The 18595-nt window shown below is 47.7% G+C and carries 12 protein-coding genes; 4 read left to right on the top strand and 8 right to left on the bottom strand.

The features are described from left to right. Positions 1-8: 8 nt before the first annotated feature. Positions 9-800: an alpha/beta fold hydrolase gene (locus DF182_RS08540; RefSeq protein WP_113615216.1), complete on the bottom strand. Its 792-nt coding sequence runs from the start codon at positions 798-800 to the stop codon at positions 9-11. Beyond that, positions 781-2433 carry an apolipoprotein N-acyltransferase gene (gene lnt / locus DF182_RS08535; RefSeq protein ID WP_113615215.1) on the bottom strand — a complete coding sequence of 551 codons (1653 nt, stop codon included), beginning with the start codon at positions 2431-2433 and terminating at the stop codon, positions 781-783. The genes DF182_RS08540 and lnt overlap by 20 nt, the downstream gene beginning before the upstream one ends. Positions 2434-3103: 670 nt before the next feature. Between lnt and DF182_RS08530 the strand changes: the two genes are divergently transcribed. Together DF182_RS08530 and DF182_RS08525 are read left to right on the top strand one after the other, a co-directional pair. Further along, positions 3104-6151, top strand: a complete 3048-nt coding sequence (locus tag DF182_RS08530; RefSeq protein ID WP_113615214.1) for a SusC/RagA family TonB-linked outer membrane protein — start codon at positions 3104-3106, stop codon at positions 6149-6151. Between the two features lie 22 nt (positions 6152-6173). Further along, positions 6174-7574 (top strand): SusD/RagB family nutrient-binding outer membrane lipoprotein, encoded by a 1401-nt coding sequence (locus DF182_RS08525; protein WP_113615213.1) that lies wholly within the window; start codon positions 6174-6176, stop codon positions 7572-7574. A gap of 107 nt (positions 7575-7681) precedes the next feature. On the opposite strand, the gene guaB is transcribed toward DF182_RS08525, so the two are convergent. Together guaB and dprA are read right to left on the bottom strand one after the other, a co-directional pair. Next, positions 7682-9154: an IMP dehydrogenase gene (gene guaB, locus DF182_RS08520; protein WP_113615212.1), complete on the bottom strand. Its 1473-nt coding sequence runs from the start codon at positions 9152-9154 to the stop codon at positions 7682-7684. A gap of 132 nt (positions 9155-9286) precedes the next feature. After that, a complete protein-coding gene (gene dprA, locus DF182_RS08515; RefSeq protein WP_113616822.1) occupies positions 9287-10390 on the bottom strand; it encodes a DNA-processing protein DprA in 1104 nt (367 codons plus the stop codon). Positions 10391-10482: 92 nt separating this feature from the next. On the opposite strand from dprA, the gene DF182_RS08510 reads away from it, so the two are divergent. Then, entirely contained in the window at positions 10483-11304 is an 822-nt protein-coding gene (locus DF182_RS08510; RefSeq protein WP_211327082.1) for a 5'-nucleotidase, lipoprotein e(P4) family, read from the top strand. An 80-nt stretch (positions 11305-11384) separates the two neighbouring features. Here the strand turns inward: DF182_RS08510 and DF182_RS08505 are convergent, their stop codons facing one another. The 4 genes from DF182_RS08505 to pckA all read right to left on the bottom strand — a co-directional run bounded on the left by DF182_RS08505 (position 11385) and on the right by pckA (position 16941). Beyond that, a complete protein-coding gene (locus DF182_RS08505) occupies positions 11385-13274 on the bottom strand; it encodes an OmpA family protein (RefSeq protein ID WP_113615211.1) in 1890 nt (629 codons plus the stop codon). 252 nt (positions 13275-13526) lie between these two features. Beyond that, a complete protein-coding gene (locus tag DF182_RS08500; protein WP_245957393.1) occupies positions 13527-14159 on the bottom strand; it encodes a 7-carboxy-7-deazaguanine synthase QueE in 633 nt (210 codons plus the stop codon). Between the two features lie 37 nt (positions 14160-14196). After that, positions 14197-15084, bottom strand: coding sequence for a bifunctional methylenetetrahydrofolate dehydrogenase/methenyltetrahydrofolate cyclohydrolase FolD (gene folD / locus DF182_RS08495; RefSeq protein WP_113615210.1), 888 nt, complete (start codon positions 15082-15084; stop codon positions 14197-14199). Between the two features lie 255 nt (positions 15085-15339). After that, complete coding sequence (gene pckA, locus DF182_RS08490; protein WP_113615209.1) at positions 15340-16941, bottom strand: phosphoenolpyruvate carboxykinase (ATP); 1602 nt, start codon at positions 16939-16941, stop codon at positions 15340-15342. 330 nt (positions 16942-17271) lie between these two features. On the opposite strand from pckA, the gene DF182_RS08485 reads away from it, so the two are divergent. Next, positions 17272-18561, top strand: a complete 1290-nt coding sequence (locus DF182_RS08485; RefSeq protein WP_113615208.1) for an aminopeptidase P N-terminal domain-containing protein — start codon at positions 17272-17274, stop codon at positions 18559-18561. The last annotated feature ends 34 nt before the right edge of the window (positions 18562-18595 follow it).

The raw sequence follows: 18595 nt of genomic DNA, 5'->3' as shown, positions 1-18595 counted from the left end.
CAGTAATATCAAAGCTGACAGAAATCCGCAAACTGATGCAGGATCACATTAGCAGCTTCAAATACTTCCCACATGCCCATATGTCCCACTTCATCAAAAATATGAATACTGCTTACGCGAGGCAGCGTAATCTGCGGTAATATAATATCTGCCGGTACGGCGTTATCATCTTTTCCGATGATAAACAGTACGGGCATTGTTGCATCTTTCAGAATGACTGTCCGGTCAGGCCTTTGCATCATGGCCTCATAATAGGCTATCATGGATTGCTGGGGGCATTGCATACCCATCTGCACATAAGCTTCTACACGGGCTGGCTGAACGGCTTTAAAAGTGGGGCTGAACATATTGGGCAATGTTTGCCGCACAAAGGTTTCAGCACCATATTCCTGTATGAGTTTGATAGACTTGCGGCGTACTTCTTTTTTCTCTTCACTATCGGCAGTGGCGGTGGAATGGAACAGTCCCAGTCCTTGTACCAGCTGCGGATATTTCTCGGTGAGGGCGAGCGCCACATATCCACCCATGGAGTGTCCTATGATAATAGCTTTGTCTATGCTTTCAGCTAACAGGATGGCATAAACGTAGTCTGCCATTGATTCCATTGTCAACGGATCAGTCAGCGGAACCTCACTAGTGCCGGGGAGCTCAGGGGTAATAATCCGGAAACGGTCTTTGAGATAGGCTTGTTGTATTTCCCATAAACTACCATTTTCAGAAAAGCCGTGAATGAGCACTATTACCGGGCCTTGTCCCTGATCGTCGTACTGATGGGTTCCGTTATTGATTGTTTTCCGCATGTCTTAAGCCGGGAATAAATCGTGAAATAAAAGCATGTACGAGCAACAAGATACAAAATATTACCGCTCCTTTAGACACAAGATCTCCATTTCTTACATAGAACGTAATATCCTGTCTGGGTGTTACAGTTGCTTTGATAACTGCTTCCTGCCAGTAGGGCTGAGGTTGGGACACATTGCCGGCAGGATCTATCACTGCAGAGGTGCCGGTATTGGCGCTTCTCAGTACCCAGCGTCTGGTTTCGATAGCGCGGAGGCGGGCATATTGCAGGTGTTGCCGGTGTCCTTCGGTATTGCCCCACCACCCATCATTGGTAATGATAGCCAACAGGTTGGCACCTGGTTTTACACCACCGGCCACGTAATCGCTGAAAACGGATTCATAGCAGATAGTGGGGAATATGTTGATGCTGTCTGCAGGGCTGGTCAGCATCGTTGCTCCTGGTGTACGGCCATAGCTGCCGGTAATACCGCCGAAGTCGAGTGCCAGCGTTTTCATAAAGGAGATATACCGGACATAGGGAACGAGTTCCACACCGGGCACCAGTTCATATTTATGATAGATCTGTATGCTTTGTGAAGTGTCTATCTGCAGGGCTGCATTAAACGGTTCCCAGTAGGTACCGTCTTCCATCATGCGGGCGGTGGCGGGTATCTCGTCTGTGCTGCGGTATTGTTTCATGGTCACGGCACCGGTTACCACCCTGGCTTTGGGATAACGTTGCAGCATCTGCCGGATAGCCTGAACTTCCGGCTGATAGTTGAGCTGATGCTCCCAGGCGCCGCCAGGGAAGAGCGCTGTTTCCGGCCATATGAAATAACGGGTATCACTATCCGCTTTTTCTTCGGAGAGGCGGATAAATTTATGCAGTTGTTCTATGGCAGAACTGGCGCTGAATTTTTCATCGTAAGGATTGATGTTGGGTTGTACGATCACCACGCCTGTTTTGCGGGCGGGGTCAGGGGCGGGATGGATGAAGGCTGACAGTAGCAGCGGAGCTGCTATTACCATTGCAGGCTTCCATATTTCCCGGCGCAGCAGCTGTGCCCAACTGAGATCGTATATGCGTGCCCGTTTCCACACCTGATAAATGGTGATGTTGGTGAGCAGTACCCACAGGGTGCCGCCGCTGGCGCCGGTGATTTCATACCATTGTACCCATCCTGGCCGCATGGCAAAGGCGTTGCCCAGTACCAGCCAGGGCCAGCTCAGTTCCCAGGTCTGGTGTACCCATTCAAATGTCAGCCAGTATACGATCAGCGCAAAATAAGCCATGGTTTCGGGCAGGCGCCTGCGGCTGCTTTTATAGGCCAGCCAGGGAATGCTCATCAGGAGTGCATTAAAGCTGTTGGCAAATACGCCGCTGGCAGGCACTGGTGTGTTACCCACCCACCAGGTAGTAGCCACGTTCCATATCAGTAACGAAAAAAAGATCCACCCGAAATATTTCCCGCGGTGGTGTATTTTCTCGGTGAGATACAACAACGGAGTAAAGCCGATAAAAACCAGCGGTGTGAATGGCATGGTGGGCCAGGCCAGCCACAGTAGCAGGGCGGCGAATATGCTGAGAAAAAAAGCAGATAATTTCATGATCTGGTATAAACGAAACAGCAGCGAAGATAAGGAATGCACCCACGCTATTTTAAGTAGATTTTAATGATTTAATCCAATATTAAAACAGACATTTATTACAACGTGTCAAGATAAATATATAATTAAAAATCATATATGATGTATCTTGAAAAGTTTAACATTTTTTTCATAATTTGGACACTCAATGATACATAACGGGGCTGTCACATAAAGAGTATGTAATTCCCGGATCGCGCTATAGAAAAGTCAACTTGAAGAGCCACTGAAGAACGATGAAAAATAAGCTGCTGGAAGACGCAGCTGATCAACCGAAGAACACTTGTTAGGAGCAATGAAAAAACGCAGGCTGAGCGTTCTTGTTTATCAGCCGGATTTTAAAATTACGTGTGAGAGAATAATTTGATCACAACACTTGTTATGGGAAGTATCACCTTTCTTAAAAAGGTTTTTGCATCATCTAAATCTAAAAAACGCATCATCTAAATCTAAAAGCTAGACAACGACCATTTATCTGAACAATTAAGCTACCGCTTAACAACAATCATCTTTCCCGGATCATTACTGCCGCCAACTGGAAGTATATCCCGGATCAGGAATTTATTGCCTGTTAAATCCTTTTAGCCTGTGTAACGCTGACGTATACACGGAGAAGGAAGCGGCATGCCATTCCCGGAGGTATCAGAATCATCTATCAAAATCTAAATTGCTCATGAAGAAAGGATTAATCCTTTGGCTGTTCGTGGCCTTCAGTATGCTACATGCTTATGCCCAAACACGAACTATTACAGGTAAAGTAACCGACGCCAGAGATGGTACGACTTTACCAGGGGTGAACATTGTTATCAAAGGTTCTTCCAAAGGAACTGTATCCGGGGCCGACGGCGCCTTTAAGCTGGAAGCACCATCAGGAGCCACACTCCTGTTCTCCTTTGTAGGATATGCCAACCAGACAGTCACCACAGATGCCAGCGGTACCCCGCTTGTTATTAAGTTACAGGGAAGCAACCAGTCTCTCAACGAACTGGTGGTAACTGCATTGGGTATTAAAAGAGATAAACGTACACTCACCTATGCCACCCAGGAAGTGAAAGGTGCCTCCATCGTGGAAGCCAAACAAAACAACCTGGTCAATGCATTGTCCGGTAAAGTCGCCGGTGTACAAATCACCAACTCCAGCGGTATGCCCGGCAGCTCCGCCAGGATCGTGATCCGCGGCAACAGCTCTCTCACCGGCGAAAATCAGGCGCTCATGGTCATCGATGGTATCCCCATGGACAACCAGGAAGCCGGCAACCCGGATGGCTCCCTCAGTGGTGGCGGTACTTCCAACCGTGCTGCTGACATCGACCCTAACATCATTGAAAGCATCAACGTATTGAAAGGTGCTGCTGCTACCGCCCTCTACGGATCTGCCGCTGCCAAAGGTGCTGTGATCATCACCACCAAAAACGGTATGGGCGCCAAATCCGGCAGACCTACCGTGTCAGTAAGCTCCAGCTACTCCTTCGAAAACCCCATCCTGCCTCAGTTTCAGGATAAATATGCACAAGGTACCGGTGGTAAATATGTAGACGGTAATAATGGTAAACAAGGCTCTGCCTCCTGGGGACCACTCATGGATACGCTGAAAGTAAACGGTGTGCCCGTTCCCAAGAGAAACAACCAGAAAGACTTCTTCAAAACAGGACATACAAAAGACAACAACGTGTCTGTCAGCGGTTATACAGATCGGTCCAATTACCTGGTGTCTTATTCTTATATAAAGACTGATGGTACTATGCCTAACACCGATTATTCCCGCCATTCCCTGTTTGCCAAATACAGTGTGGAACTCACTAAAAATCTGCGTCTCACTACTCAGTTCAACTATATCAACTCAGACAACCACCGCCTCCTGGAAGGTAACAGCCTCGCCAGTCCGCTGTGGACGGTATACGCTGCGCCCATCTCCTGGAATCCTTTCCCTACTACCAAACCAGATGGAAGTCAGCAGGTATACCGCGCTGCCCGTAACAACCCTTACTGGCTCGTAGACAATACCGGACTGCGCGATCGTACCAACCGTATCATTCCGGTGATCAACCTGTCTTATTCTCCGCTCTCCTGGCTCACCATCACCGAAAGATTCGGTGCCGATATGTATGTAAACAATACCGATTATCATGAAAATATGGGTATCATCGGCTCTAAATCCGTAGATGGCAGACTGTATAAAAGAGACATACAATACCAGCAGTTCAACCATGATCTGATCGTACAAGCCAGAAAAACCTTTGGTGACTGGACCACAGACGTGATCGTAGGTAATAACATCCTCTCCAACTACAACAACAATAACTATGTAGAAGGTGTGGGATTGTCTGTTCCCGGCTTATATAATATCTCCAATACGAGCAATGTCAGTTCTTCCTACTATCTCTATAAAAGCAGAAAAGTAGGTTTTTATGCACAGGCTAACGTGGAGTGGAAAAAAATGCTGACACTGGCCATGACCGGTCGTTACGACGGAACTTCCGTATTGTCTAAAGATAAACAGTTCTATCCCTACGGATCTATAAGCGGTGGCTTTATCTTCACAGAACCACTGGGCCTTGCTTCCAGCAAAATATTCAACTTCGGTAAATTGAGACTGTCTTATTCTGCAGTAGGTAACGACAACGTGGGTCCTTACTCGCTGACCACCCCATATGTGAAAGCTTCTGTAGGTAATGTCAATTTCCCCTTTGGTGGACAAAATGGTTATCTGCAGTCAACTACCTATGCTTATCCGCTCAAAAACGAAAGTGTGAAAGAGTTTGAAATTGGTCTGGAAACCAAATTCTTCCAGAACAGGGCCGGCCTCGAAGTGAGCTACTTCGATAAAAAGAGTCTGGACCTGCTCACTACTTCCCCGATTTCCGGCTCTACCGGCTACTCTTCAGCCAGCCTCAATGCCGGCGATATGCGTAACAAAGGTGTGGAAGTAGTGCTGAACATCACACCGATAAAAACCAAAAACATGACATGGGATATCGGTGTCAACTATACGAAAATCAATAACAGTGTTACCCGTCTGGCACCTGGTCTGAACAGCATTTTCCTGGCCGGTTTCACTACACCAGGTATCTATGCTTTTGCCGGACAGCCTTATGGTGTGATCATGGGTTCTCACTTCAAACGTAATGATGCCGGTCAGCTGCTGCTGGGCGACGATGGTTATCCGCAACTGGCTGATAATACCGCTCCTATCGGTTATGTAACACCCAAATGGCTGGGCGGTATCACCAGTACCTTCACCTGGAAAGCACTGACTTTCTCCTTTGTGCTGGACCACAAACATGGTGGAGATATCCTCAACCTCGACAACCACTACCTGCTTTTCTATGGTACACCTAAGGTTACCGAAAACCGTGGTACTACCACTATATTCCCTGGTATCATAGAAAGTACCGGAAAACAGAATACTACTCCGGTTGCGCTGACACAGGACTATTACACCAATCTTTATTCTTCTGTGGATGAAAGCTCCATCGAAGACGGCTCTTTCCTGAAATTAAGACAGGTATCCCTGGCCTATAATTTCGGTGCATTCCTGAAAGGCACACCTTTTAAATCACTGGCGCTGAATGTTACCGGCACCAACTTCATCCTGCATAAAAACTATACGGGTTCAGATCCTGAAGTAAGTCTTAATGGTAGTGGTAACGGACAAGGTTTTGCCAACTTTATGGCGCCATCCAACCATACCATAATCATCGGTTTAAAAGCAACCTTTTAGTAGTATTAAAAAGTAAATTATCATGAAAAGATTATATATAGCCACCATATTTTTAAGCACGGTGCTATTGGGTAGCGGCTGTAAAAAATACCTGGACGTCAACGATGATCCCAACCATCCGATGCAGGTATCGGAAAAATTGATCCTGTCTCCCGTAGAGGTCACCACCTCTACATCGGTAGTAGGCGGATTCAATGGAACCAATGCTGCTTACTGGATGCAGCAGTTGTCTCTCAATCAGCCTTCGCCGGATGAAGAAACTTATCGCATTTTTCCGGTGGATGTGGACAATACCTGGACTTTTTACATTTATCCCAATATCCTCAACAACCTGCGGTTGATGATGCAACAGGCGAAAGCCGCCGGCCACAATGAATACATGGCCATCGGTAAAACACTGTATGCCTACAACCTGGCTATTGCTACCGACTTATGGAATAATGTGCCATACAGCGAAGCGATGAAGCTGCCTGCCATCTCCAATCCTAAATATGACAGCCAGGAGTCTGTTTATCAGCAGCTGCAGATCATGCTGGACAGCGCTATTTATTATGCCAGCCAGCCTAAAAGTGCGGTGGCTCCTGGTTCAGATGATTATATCTATCAGGGCAGTATGAACAAATGGAAAAAACTGGCCTACATGCTGAAAGCCCGCTACTATCTGCGACTCACCAAAGCACCTGGTCGCACTGCTTCTCTGCAGGCCGACAGTGCTTTAACAGCCATTGCCAACGCATTTGCAGATAACAGCGACAACGCAGCTATGACGTATCCCGGTACTGCACAGGCAGAAAGCCCCTGGTTTAAGAATACAGAACCCGGCGCTGGTGGCGTAGTAATGTCTAAAACTTTCATAGACTTCCTGCAGGGCAACAGCGATCCCAGGCTACCCATCATCGCTACAAAAGATGCTGATGGCGGTTATAGCGGCCGTGTTCCTGGTTCCACTCCGCTTCCTGACCCGACTGTTTTATCACTGGTAAATTCTTTCTATGCAGACGCTGCTTCTCCGCTGTATCTCGCTACTTACAGTGAAGCACTGTTTATCAAGGCAGAAGCTACTTTCATTAAATCCGGTGCCACTGCTGCCACACCTGTTTTCCAGGCCGCGATCCAGGCACATATGGATATGCTGAAAGTCGCTCCGGCTGCTGCACAGGCTTATATCAACAGCAGGCCGGTACTCACCGCAGCTAACGCATTGCAACAGATTATTTATGAAAAATATGTGGCCAACTTCCTGTCTATTGAAACCTACAATGACTGGAGACGTACCGGTTTCCCGCAGTTACAGTTGCCACAGAATGCGTTCGTAAACTACATCCCCAGAAGATGGCCTTATCCTTCCAATGAAGTACTGGCCAATCCTCAGCCCGATCAGAGCGCTACCAGCGCAGATCGCGTATGGTGGGACACTAAGTAAATTAGCAATTACGAATTATAAAAGCGAAGACCGAAGCAAGTATTTCTGCTTCGGTCTTCGCTTTTATAATTTCTAAATTTCTAAATTTTCAAATTTAAAAATTGTGACTATCTGCTGTAGTTAGGAGCTTCTTTGGTGATCACTACATCGTGTGGGTGGTTTTCTTTCACAGTGGCAGCGGTGATTTTCACGAACTGCGCTCCTTGCAAAGTTTTCACGTCTTTGGAACCGGTGAGGCCCATACCTGCACGCAAGCCACCTACAAATTGCTGGATCACTTCAGACAGGTAACCTTTGTAAGGTACACGTCCTACGATACCTTCCGGTACCAGCTTTTTGATATCATCTTCATCCTGGAAGTAACGGTCTTTACTACCTTCCTGCATGGCTTCGATAGAGCCCATACCACGGTAGGATTTAAATTTACGGCCTTCGTAGATGATGGTCTCTCCGGGGCTTTCTTCCACACCAGCGAAGATAGAACCAGCCATGATACAAGTTGCGCCGGCAGCCAGTGCTTTTACCATGTCACCGGTGTAACGGATACCACCATCTGCAATGACAGGAATACCCATTTTTTTCAGTGCTTCAGCTGCATCCAGAATAGCAGACAGCTGAGGGAAACCAGCACCGGTTACGATACGGGTAGTACAGATAGAACCTGGCCCTACACCTACTTTAACAGCGTCGGCGCCTGCCTGTGCCAGTGCCAGTGCACCTTCGGCGGTAGCTACGTTACCGGCGATCACCTGCAGTTTAGGGAAGGTTTTCTTTAATTTTTTCAGTGTATTGATCACCGCGATAGAGTGACCATGAGAGCTGTCCAGACAAACTACGTCAACACCTACATTGATGAGTGCCTGAGCACGGTCCAGCACATCAGGAGTGATACCCAGTGCAGCACCTACCAGCAAACGGCCAAACTCATCTTTAACAGCGTTAGGATAGCTGGTCAGCTGAAGAATATCACGGTAAGTGATCAATCCTACCAGTTTGCCCTGTTTGTTAACAACCGGCAGCTTCTCAATTTTATATTGCTGGAGGATTTTCTCCGCTTTCTTAAGGTCGGTACCTTCCGGTGCAGTGATCAGCTTTTCGCTGGTCATCACTTCAGAAACGAGGCGTTTCTTGTTTTTCTCAAAACGAAGATCTCTGTTGGTGAGAATACCAACCAGCTTGTTGCTGTCGTCGATAATAGGAATACCACCAATGCCGTTTTCTTTCATGAGTTTCAGCGCTTGTCCGATGGTAGCGTCTGGCTTCAGCGTAACAGGGTCCATGATCAGACCGCTTTCACTACGCTTCACCCTTCTTACCATTTCGGCTTGCCTTTCAATGCTCATGTTTTTGTGGAGAATACCTATACCGCCTTCTCTCGCCAGCGCAATAGCCAGATTGGCCTCTGTAACAGTGTCCATAGCGGCTGATACCATTGGCATGTTCAGGCGGATGGTTTTTGTCAGTTGCGTTGAGATATTTACGTCTTTCGGATGTATTTCGCTGTAGGCCGGCACAAGGAGAACATCGTCAAATGTAAGTCCGTCAGCTACAAATTTGGGTTTAGATTTTCCCGCAGGCATGATGCAATTATTAATCAGTTATAAAAATAATTGCACGCAAATGTAGCTCTATTTTGGCAATAAATAAAATATTCACCAACGGATGATGCCGTATTCTCTGTTAATATTACGTTATTGCCCACGGTTCATCACTCATTGTACCAGCTCGTAACGCTGTCCCGGTAAGCTTTTGAGTAAACTTTGCATTTCCAGGTTAAACACTGCTGTTGCCACTTGGCTGCCCGAAAGGCCGGTATGCAGGTACAGCTCTTCCAGGTGCCGTTGCGGCTTATCCTGAAAAAGTTGCAGTATCTGTTGTTCATTGTCTGATAATTGTAAAAACAATTCCCGCTGTAGCGGAACAGCCCGCCTGGCGCTGTTTTCCCAGCCCATCATCTTCAATATATCGGTGGCTCCTGTGATCAGCATGGCTTTATTATCTTTTATAAGATGATTACAGCCCGCCGCATGCGGATCATCTACCTGCCCCGGAATACAGAATACATCCCGGTTGTAGCCTGTCGCGAGGTCTGCCGTAATCAGTGAACCACCCTGAAGCCCGCTCTCTACTACAATAGTAGCATCGCAGAGACCTGCCACAATTCGGTTACGCTTTGGGAAATTTTGTTTGTCGGGTAGTTGTCCACTCATAAAGTCGGTCAACAGTCCGCCTTGTTCTATCATGGCGGTAGCGGTTTGTTTATGGGCTGCCGGGTAAATACGATCCAGTCCATGCGCCAGCACCCCGATAGTGGGTATACCCGCCTGTAAAGCCGTTTGATGGGCCAGTATATCAATACCATAGGCGAGACCGCTCACCAGCGTTATCTGTGCTGCCGCCAGCTCTTCTGTCAGTTGCCGGCATATTTTTTTACCATAAGCTGAAGGCCGTCTTGTACCCACTACACTGACGATACGCCCCGCATTCAGAGAGGCGCTGCCTTTATAATATAGCATGACAGGGCCGTCATAACAATACTGCAGGCGCTGCGGATAATCAGGATCTGTACAGAACAAGGGTCGTATCCGGTATTTCTCTATAAAAATCATCTCTTTCTCTACTGCATCAAAGTCCCTGAAACCGCGGATGGCATTGGCTCTTACGCTGCCTACAGTTTCTATGCGTTCCAGCTCCTGTTTTTTAGCTTTGAAAATATTACCGGCGGTACCGAAAGTCTCCAGCAGCTTTCTGATAATCACATCGCCAATTAAAGGAATACGGGTTAATGCAATCTGGTACATCAATTCCTGGGGCATAACAAACATATTTCCATTTAAATTACGATTTTCCATCAGCACTTATGTTGGAAGAAGAGATTATTTTTGCGTGTCAAACAACAGCAAATTTTATGATGATGAAAAGGGTATGGGCTGGCGCATTGCTACTGGGAATGCTGGCCTGCAAAACAACAAGGCCGGTACAAACATCCACAACAACACAAACAACATCTGCTACTCAACTGATACCTTACGGCCAGGCCTGGGCCGCTCTCTGGCAACAACAATCCGGCGAGTACAAGGCGCTCTGTCTGCAAGCCTATCAGCTGGCTGCCTGGCGCCTCGATCAATATCTGGCGCAGCCACATAATAAACCACTGGCCGTTGTTACAGATATCGATGAAACCGTGCTGGACAACAGTCCTTACTCTGTACACCAGGCCCTCGAAGGCAAAGGATATGACGAAAAAAGCTGGATGGAATGGACCGCCAAAGCGATCGCGGATACAGTGCCAGGTGCACCTTCCTTCTTTAAATATGCTGCCTCCAAAGGCGTAAAAGTATTTTATATTACCAACAGGCTGGAAGCAGAAAGGACTGCCACCCTTAAAAACCTGCAGCGTTACGGTTTCCCGGATGCCGACGATCAGCACCTGTTGCTGAAGACAGCCGGTTCAGGCAAGGAACCCCGCCGCCAGCAAGTGTTACAGCAGTACGATATTGTACTCCTGTTTGGAGATAACCTCAGCGACTTCGCTGAACGCTTTGATAAAAAACCTTACAACGAAAGAAATGCAGAAGCCCTCAAGTCCGCATCCAGCTTTGGAAGCCGCTTTATCGTGTTACCCAATCCGATGTATGGCGACTGGGAAGGCGCTTTGTACAACTTCCAGTACAAACTTACACCACAGCAAAAAGACAGCGTGATGAAAACGCGGTTGAAAAATTACTAAGCACAGCTATTATATTAAAATGCAAAAGGAGCGAAGATCAACAGGTCTTCGCTCCTTTTGTGTTTTGTGAGAATATTGTGCTAGTTGATGCTGACGATGCGGAATACGGTTCTTCTGTTGGCAGCACGGCCTTCTTCGGTATCGTTGGTTGCGATAGGCTGTGACTCACCATAACCTTTGAAAGTAAGCCTGCTGATGTTGATACCTTTATCGGTCAGATATTTAACGACAGCCTTGGCTCTGTTGGAAGACAGCACCAGGTTATCTTTATCGCTGCCCACGTTATCGGTATGGCCTGCAATTTCAATTTTGACGGATGGGTTATCCTGCAGCAATTTCACCAGCTTATCCAGTTCGGTGACGGACGCCGGTTCCAGGTTATACTGTTTGCTCTGGAAGAAGATATTATGCAGGATGATGCTGGCATTGGCTGCCAATGGTTGTAATGGGATATTCTTTTCAAAGGGTACGCCTGGATGATGATCTTTCAGGGAGAAGTTATCTGAATAAAAGAGATACCCCTTTTTATTGACATGGAAGGCGTAATCCTTGCCTACGGGTAGGGGAGCAAGGAAGTCGCCGTTTTCATCCGTTTTTACGGCTGCTATCGGGTAACCGCCCTGCAGGTCGATCACGTCTATATTAGCGGTGAGTCTTTGATGAGTGGTGGTGTCGTACACAAAACCTTTCACGTAAAGTGTTTGCAGTGGTCTGGCTTCGGGGTACAGCTCAAAGCTGTAGATATCGAGACCGCCGCGGGTGTCGGAGCGGTCGGAGGCGAAATAGGCTGTTTTGCCGTTGGCTTCCACTACGAGGGAGGCATCTTCATCGATGGTGTTGATAGGATAGCCCAGGTTGATGGCTGGTCCCCAGCTACCATCAGGCTGGCGGCGGGAATAGAAGATGTCGAGGCCGCCATATCCGGGATGACCGTTGGAGGCAAAGTAAAGTGTCTGGCCGTCGGCGTGGATGAAGGGAGTAGTTTCCCTGCCGCTGGTGTTGATATTGGGACCCAGTCGTTCAGGTACGCTCCAGCGGCCGTTTTCCAGGCGGTGGCTGGTAAATATATCAGCGCCGTTGTCGGATGTTTCCCGGGCAAAATAAAGCGTTTGTTTATCCGCTGTGAGGCTGGGCTGTGATTCCCAGTCGCGGGTGTTAATGGGAGCGCCTATGTTTTGAGGCGCACTCCATCCATTAGGCGTTTTCATGGAATAATAGATATCGCAGCTGCCTTTGCCTTCGGGGAATTCGCAGCCGGTGAAAACGAGCATGGTGCCATCCTGGGAGATGTTCTGAGCGCCTTCGTTGAAGGAGCTGTTCACAGGTTCGCCCATGTTCTGTGCGGGTTGCCAACCAGTGGAATCCCGGTGTGTGATATAAAAATCTTCGTTCCTACCATTCACACGACGGGTATATATAAGCGTTTTACTGTCTATGGTAAGAGATGGAAAATACTCCGGGTCTTTGCTGTTGATATGATCACCGAGGTTTTCAGGATGAAAGGGGACCTGTTGTTTCTGGCTGACAGCGAAAGTATAATTGGCTTTCAGTTTTTCTGCGTTGGCATTTTTTGTTTTGGTATTGGCGAGGTATTGATTGATCACCTGCAGGGCACCCTGAAAATCGCCGGTACCGGCCAGTGCGCGGGAATAGGGGACCATCACCGGGCGCAGCCCGCTGCTATCCAGCTGTTTCAGTTTCCCGAAAGTAGCGGCCGCAGCAGCATAGTCTTTCAGTTCTACATAACAAAGCCCCATCTGTCCATACGCATCTGTAAAGCCTGGTGCGGCTTTCAGCGCTTCCTGCAAGAGGCCCACGGCCTCCTTGCTTTTGTACAGGCGTACTGCTTCTATCGCTTTGTCAAAAATAGCTTTGGCTTTCTTAGGTGCTGTTTCGTAGGTGACTACCTGGGCCTGTAATTGCAGCCCGAGGAATAGTAGACAGCCGGATAATAACAAAGAAGGTTTCATGGAATTGTGATTAGTTTGATGAATACTGATGCTTCTGATGAGCGGAGATATCAGCAATGACGAAGATAAATGATAAAAGCGAACGATGATTAGCGTGATAACTGCTGATGCTCCTGATAAACGAAAGAATAAAGCGAAGAAGCTACTGGTTCAGATCAGTAGCTTCTTCGCTTTATTCTTTTCGTGTTTCGTCAATATCCGCTTTTGTCTTCGCTTATCAGGAACATCAGCCGTATCAGCATTCATCACCGTTTATGGGACGTGAATATATTTATGGCTCTGCAAAGACAGGGTCCATTCGGGATGGTCCTTGATATAATCTACGATGAGCGGAGTCATTTCAGCACCGCGTTCCCATTCTGTCTGCAGATAGAGTCTGCAGTCTTTGCCAACGAGGGCAGCATATTTCTCAGCCCAGGCGAAGTCGGATTTGTTGAAGATAACCACTTTCAGTTCGTGGGCTACCTTACAGATTTCCGGCAGGGGGGCTTTGAATTTTTTGGGAGACAGGGTGATCCAGTCCCAACTGCCGCTGAGGGGGGAGGAACCGGATGTTTCCATGTGGGTATGGAAGCCTTTTTTGTGCAGGGCTTTGGTGAGTGCGTCGAGGTTGTGCAGGAGTGGTTCGCCGCCGGTGATGACAGCGATGCGGCCCGGGTGGGCAGCAGCTTCTTCCACGATATCGGCTACTTCACGTTGTGGGTGCCTGGAAGCGTCCCAACTGTCTTTTACGTCGCACCAGTGGCAGCCTACGTCGCAGCCGCCCAGTCTTATAAAGTAAGCAGCCCTGCCCTGATGAAAGCCTTCTCCCTGGAGGGTATAGAAGCTTTCCATCACCGGCAGGGTGGTGGTTTTAATATTCGTTGTTGTTGTTAATACAGACATGATCTACGGCACAAAGTTCCGGTTTTTGCGGAACTTTTTAGTTCATACTTCCTTTCAGGCCGATGTTGGCATGATAGGTATTTTTCAGCAATGCGGCGATGGTCATAGGACCTACACCACCGGGCACAGGCGTGATAAAGCTGCATTTAGGTGCTACTTCATCAAATTTAACATCTCCTTTGAGGCGGAAACCGCTCTTTTTAGATGCGTCAGCAACACGGTTGATACCTACGTCCACTACTACAGCTCCTTCTTTTACCATGTCGGCGGTCACGAAGTCCGGTTTACCGATGGCGGCGATGATGATATCGGCCTGGCGGCAGATTTCGGGCAGGTTTTGTGTCTGGGAGTGGGTAAGGGTAACGGTGCAGTTGCCAGGGTAGGTATTACGGCTCAGCAGTATGCTGACAGGTGTACCTACGATATGGCTGCGACCTATTACCACGGCATGTTTGCCTTTGGTTGGAATGTTATAGTGTTCCAGCATCAGCATGATACCATAAGGAGTGGCAGGAATGAAAGCCGGTAAACCGCTTACCATTTTACCTACGTTCATCGGATGGAAGCCATCTACGTCTTTGCTGGGATCGATGGTGTTGATCACCAGTTCTTCGTTGATATGCTTAGGCAGCGGCAGCTGTACCAGGATACCGTCTACATCTGCGTTTTCATTGAGCAGGATAATCTGGTCCAGCAGGTGTTTTTCGGAGATCTGTTCGTCAAAGCGGAGCAGGGTGGAGTTGTAACCGCATTCTGCGCAGGATTTGACTTTTGATGCCACATATGTTTCACTGGCAGGGTTGTTGCCAACCAGGATCGCCGCGAGATGAGGTACTTTTTTACCAGCAGCCTTTAATTCAGCCACCTGAGCGGCTAATTGGGCTTTAATAGCCTCAGAAACTAGTTTACCGTCTAAAATTTGCATGTGCAAAGGTAATGAAAATGGGGAATTGGGGAAATAATTGAATTTCCGGAGAGTGTGTAATTACAGGTTAAACGGGGAAACGAAGTGGTGGTTTTTCGCTGGCATTCAGCAAAACAAGCGTTAGGGAGCGCTTGTTTTGCTCGGGCATTGCGCCCGTCAGAATGCGCGATAGTGGAAATTATAAGGCAAAACTACATACAAATCTTCCTGCTGCTGTTATCAGTAGCAGGAAGATTTCAGATCACAAGTATAAAATCAGATTTTTGGTGCGGCTGCGAGTATTTCGGCTTCTGCGGCGGCAGCATATTTTTCGAAGTTGCGGATGAACTGGTTGGCCAGATCTTTCGCTTTTTCGTCATAGGCTGCTTTGTCTTCCCAGGTATTGCGTGGGTCCAGGATGTTGTCCGGAACGCCGGGGCAGGCTGATGGGATGGCAAAACCGAATACAGGATGTTGATGGAAGGTGGCGTTGTCCAGCTCGCCTTTGAGGGCGGCAGAGATCATGGCGCGGGTGTAGGCCAGTTTGATACGGCTGCCGGTGCCATAGGCGCCGCCGGTCCAGCCGGTGTTGATCAGCCATACATTTACCTTGTGCTCACGCATCTTTTCACCGAGCATCTGTGCATACTGTGCAGGATGCAGCGGGATAAACGGAGCACCGAAGCAGGCGCTGAAGGTAGATTTAGGCTCTGTAACGCCAGCTTCTGTACCAGCTACTTTAGCGGTGTAGCCGGAAATGAACTGGTACATAGCCTGACCGGGTGTCAGCCTGGAAACAGGCGGTAATACGCCATAGGCGTCGCAGGTCAGGAAGAATATGTTTTTAGGAATACCTCCTACAGAAGGTTCCAGTGCATTGTCGATGTAAGACAGCGGATAAGATACACGGGTATTCTCGGTGATAGTACAATCGGTGTAGTTCACCTTGTTAGTGCCTGGGAAAAACTGAATGTTCTCCAGCAGGGCACCCGGACGTACCGCACGGAATATCTGTGGCTCTTTTTCTTCAGAGAGGTCGATACATTTAGCATAACAACCGCCTTCGAAGTTAAATACGCCGGTGGCGGTCCAGCCGTGTTCATCGTCACCGATGAGTTTACGGGAAGGATCTGCGCTGAGGGTAGTTTTACCGGTACCGCTCAAACCAAAGAAAACGGCGGTGTCGCCTTCTGCACCCTGGTTGGCGGAGCAGTGCATGCTCAAAACCTTTTTATCGTGTGGCAGCACATAGTTGAGAATGGTGAAAATACCTTTTTTGATTTCACCGGTATAAGCACTGCCACCGATAATGATCATTTTGCGGGAAAAGCTCACCATGGAGAAGTTAGCCTGGCGTGTGCCATCCACGGCAGGATCTGCCAGGAAGCCGGGCGCCTGGATAACGGTCCAGTCGGTGTGTATGTAGTCCAGTTCGTCTTCGTTGGGACGAAGGAACATATTATAGGCAAACAGATTTGACCAGGGAAGTTCAGTAACCACTTTAATGTTTACACGGTAATCTTCGTCTGCACAGGCATAACAGTCGCGCACCCAAACATCTTTACCAGTAAAATAAGCAGTGATTTTTGTGTATAAACGGTCAAAAACTTCTGGAGATACAGGGATATTAAAATCGTTCCAGTTGACAGTGTCGGCAGTGATAGTGTCTTTGACAATAAACTTGTCTTTGGGAGATCTTCCGGTGAATTGGCCCGTGTTAACGGCCAGCGCTCCTGTGTCGGACAATACGCCCTGTTTTCTGGCGATTGTCTGCTCTACCAGTTTTTCTGGTGCAAGTTGATAGTATACATTCGACACATTCTCTATGCCCAGTTCCCGTAAGTCAGCAACAGGGTTCCTTACGCTACTCATTTGCATAAAAAGCAAGATTGTTTTGGTGTAAAAGCAAAACTAGGCATTTTTTGATATTGTCAAATTTTATCGGTGTTGTACCATTAAAATTTAGATAAGAGGCGTGGTACCAGCCGTAATTGTTGCGATTTTTTCAATTTGCTCGCATTTCCTTGCAGTATTTCAAAAGCCCGATGTGTTAATATAACATTAAGTAATTGTAAGAGAGTATCAGTTTTTAACAGGTTTTGCCAGCTTTTTAACAGGTTTTGCTGAATTTAAATTTATCCCCTGCAGGATTCATGAAATCACAAAATTTTGCCCTAGGTTTGGAGCCTCATTTGAAATATAGACGATATGAAGAATTTGCCCTTGGATTCGCAGCTGTTTGTCAATAACCGCGCGCGTTTCGTGGCCAAAATGCAGCCACAGTCAATAGCCATTATTAACTCTAATGATGAATTGCCTACTAACGGCGATGCGTTGTATAAGTTCAAACAAAACTCCGATCTGTACTGGCTTACAGGCATAGATCAGGAAGAAACCATGATCGTATTGTTTCCAGACAACCCGGACCCGAAATACCGGGAAGTACTGGTACTGGTACGTCCTAACGAGCTGAAGGAAAAGTGGGATGGACACCGCCTCCGTAAAGACGAAGCTTTTGCTGTTTCCGGCATCTCTACTGTAGTATGGCTCGACAGCCTCGACGCCCTGCTCCAGCAATGGATCAACGATGCCTCCAATATCTACCTGAATTCCAACGAAAATAACCGCAAAGCAAACCTGGTACCGGTAAAAGATTACCGTTATGCCCAGGAGATGAAAGTGCGCTACCCGCTGCACAATTATCTGCGCGCGGCACAGATCTTTAAAGAACTGCGTGCCGTTAAAACAGCTGAAGAGGTAAAAGTGATGCAGGAAGCCATGGATATCACAGAAAAAGCTTTCCGCCGCCTGCTGAAATTTATCAAGCCTGGTGTGTGGGAACATGAAATTCATGCCGAGATCCTGCACGAATTCCTCCGCAACCGCTCTGCTGGTGAGGCTTACGGCTCTATCATCGCCTCCGGTGACCGTGCTCGTACCCTGCATTATATCTCCAACAACCAGGAGTGTAAAGATGGCGAGCTGATACTGATGGACTTCGGTGCTGAATATGGTGGCTACAATGCCGACCTCACCCGTACCGTGCCGGTGAATGGTAAGTTCACTGCCCGCCAGCGCCAGGTTTATGATGCCTGCCTGCACCTGCACAACTACGCTAAAAGCATACTCCGTCCGGGTATCACCATCGCTAAATACCACGAAATGGTAGGCGAAGAAGCCGGTAAGGAATTTATCAAACTGGGCTTGCTCACCGAAGCAGATATCAAAAATCAGGACCCGGAAACACCTGCTTACCGTAAATACCTCTACCATGGTATCTCTCACCACCTCGGTGTGGATGTACATGACCTGGGACCGTCTTTCCACAAGCCTATCCCCGAAGGTGCTGTTATGACCATCGAACCTGGTATTTATATCGAAGAAGAACAAATGGGTATCCGTATCGAAAACAATATCTGGCTCACGGCCAGCGGTAATGTGGACCTGATGAAGAATATTCCTATCACCGCCGACGAGATCGAAGCGCTGATGAAATAATTACCAGAAAAAATAAAACGAATGATGAATCATC

This window comes from Chitinophaga flava (assembly GCF_003308995.1).
GTDB classification, from domain to species: Bacteria; Bacteroidota; Bacteroidia; order Chitinophagales; family Chitinophagaceae; genus Chitinophaga; species Chitinophaga flava.
The sequence above is the reverse complement of the archived record's forward strand: the minus strand, read 5'-3'. Positions and strand labels throughout refer to the sequence as shown.

Coding starts and splice junctions, on each gene's coding strand:
- DF182_RS08540 (WP_113615216.1), bottom strand. CDS start 800: ATGCGGAAAACAATCAATAACGGAACCCATCAGTACGACGATCAGGGA.
- DF182_RS08530 (WP_113615214.1), top strand. CDS start 3,104: ATGAAGAAAGGATTAATCCTTTGGCTGTTCGTGGCCTTCAGTATGCTA.
- DF182_RS08525 (WP_113615213.1), top strand. CDS start 6,174: ATGAAAAGATTATATATAGCCACCATATTTTTAAGCACGGTGCTATTG.
- guaB (WP_113615212.1), bottom strand. CDS start 9,154: ATGCCTGCGGGAAAATCTAAACCCAAATTTGTAGCTGACGGACTTACA.
- dprA (WP_113616822.1), bottom strand. CDS start 10,390: ATGCCCCAGGAATTGATGTACCAGATTGCATTAACCCGTATTCCTTTA.
- DF182_RS08510 (WP_211327082.1), top strand. CDS start 10,483: ATGATGATGAAAAGGGTATGGGCTGGCGCATTGCTACTGGGAATGCTG.
- DF182_RS08505 (WP_113615211.1), bottom strand. CDS start 13,274: ATGAAACCTTCTTTGTTATTATCCGGCTGTCTACTATTCCTCGGGCTG.
- DF182_RS08500 (WP_245957393.1), bottom strand. CDS start 14,159: ATGTCTGTATTAACAACAACAACGAATATTAAAACCACCACCCTGCCG.
- folD (WP_113615210.1), bottom strand. CDS start 15,084: ATGCAAATTTTAGACGGTAAACTAGTTTCTGAGGCTATTAAAGCCCAA.
- pckA (WP_113615209.1), bottom strand. CDS start 16,941: ATGCAAATGAGTAGCGTAAGGAACCCTGTTGCTGACTTACGGGAACTG.
- DF182_RS08485 (WP_113615208.1), top strand. CDS start 17,272: ATGAAGAATTTGCCCTTGGATTCGCAGCTGTTTGTCAATAACCGCGCG.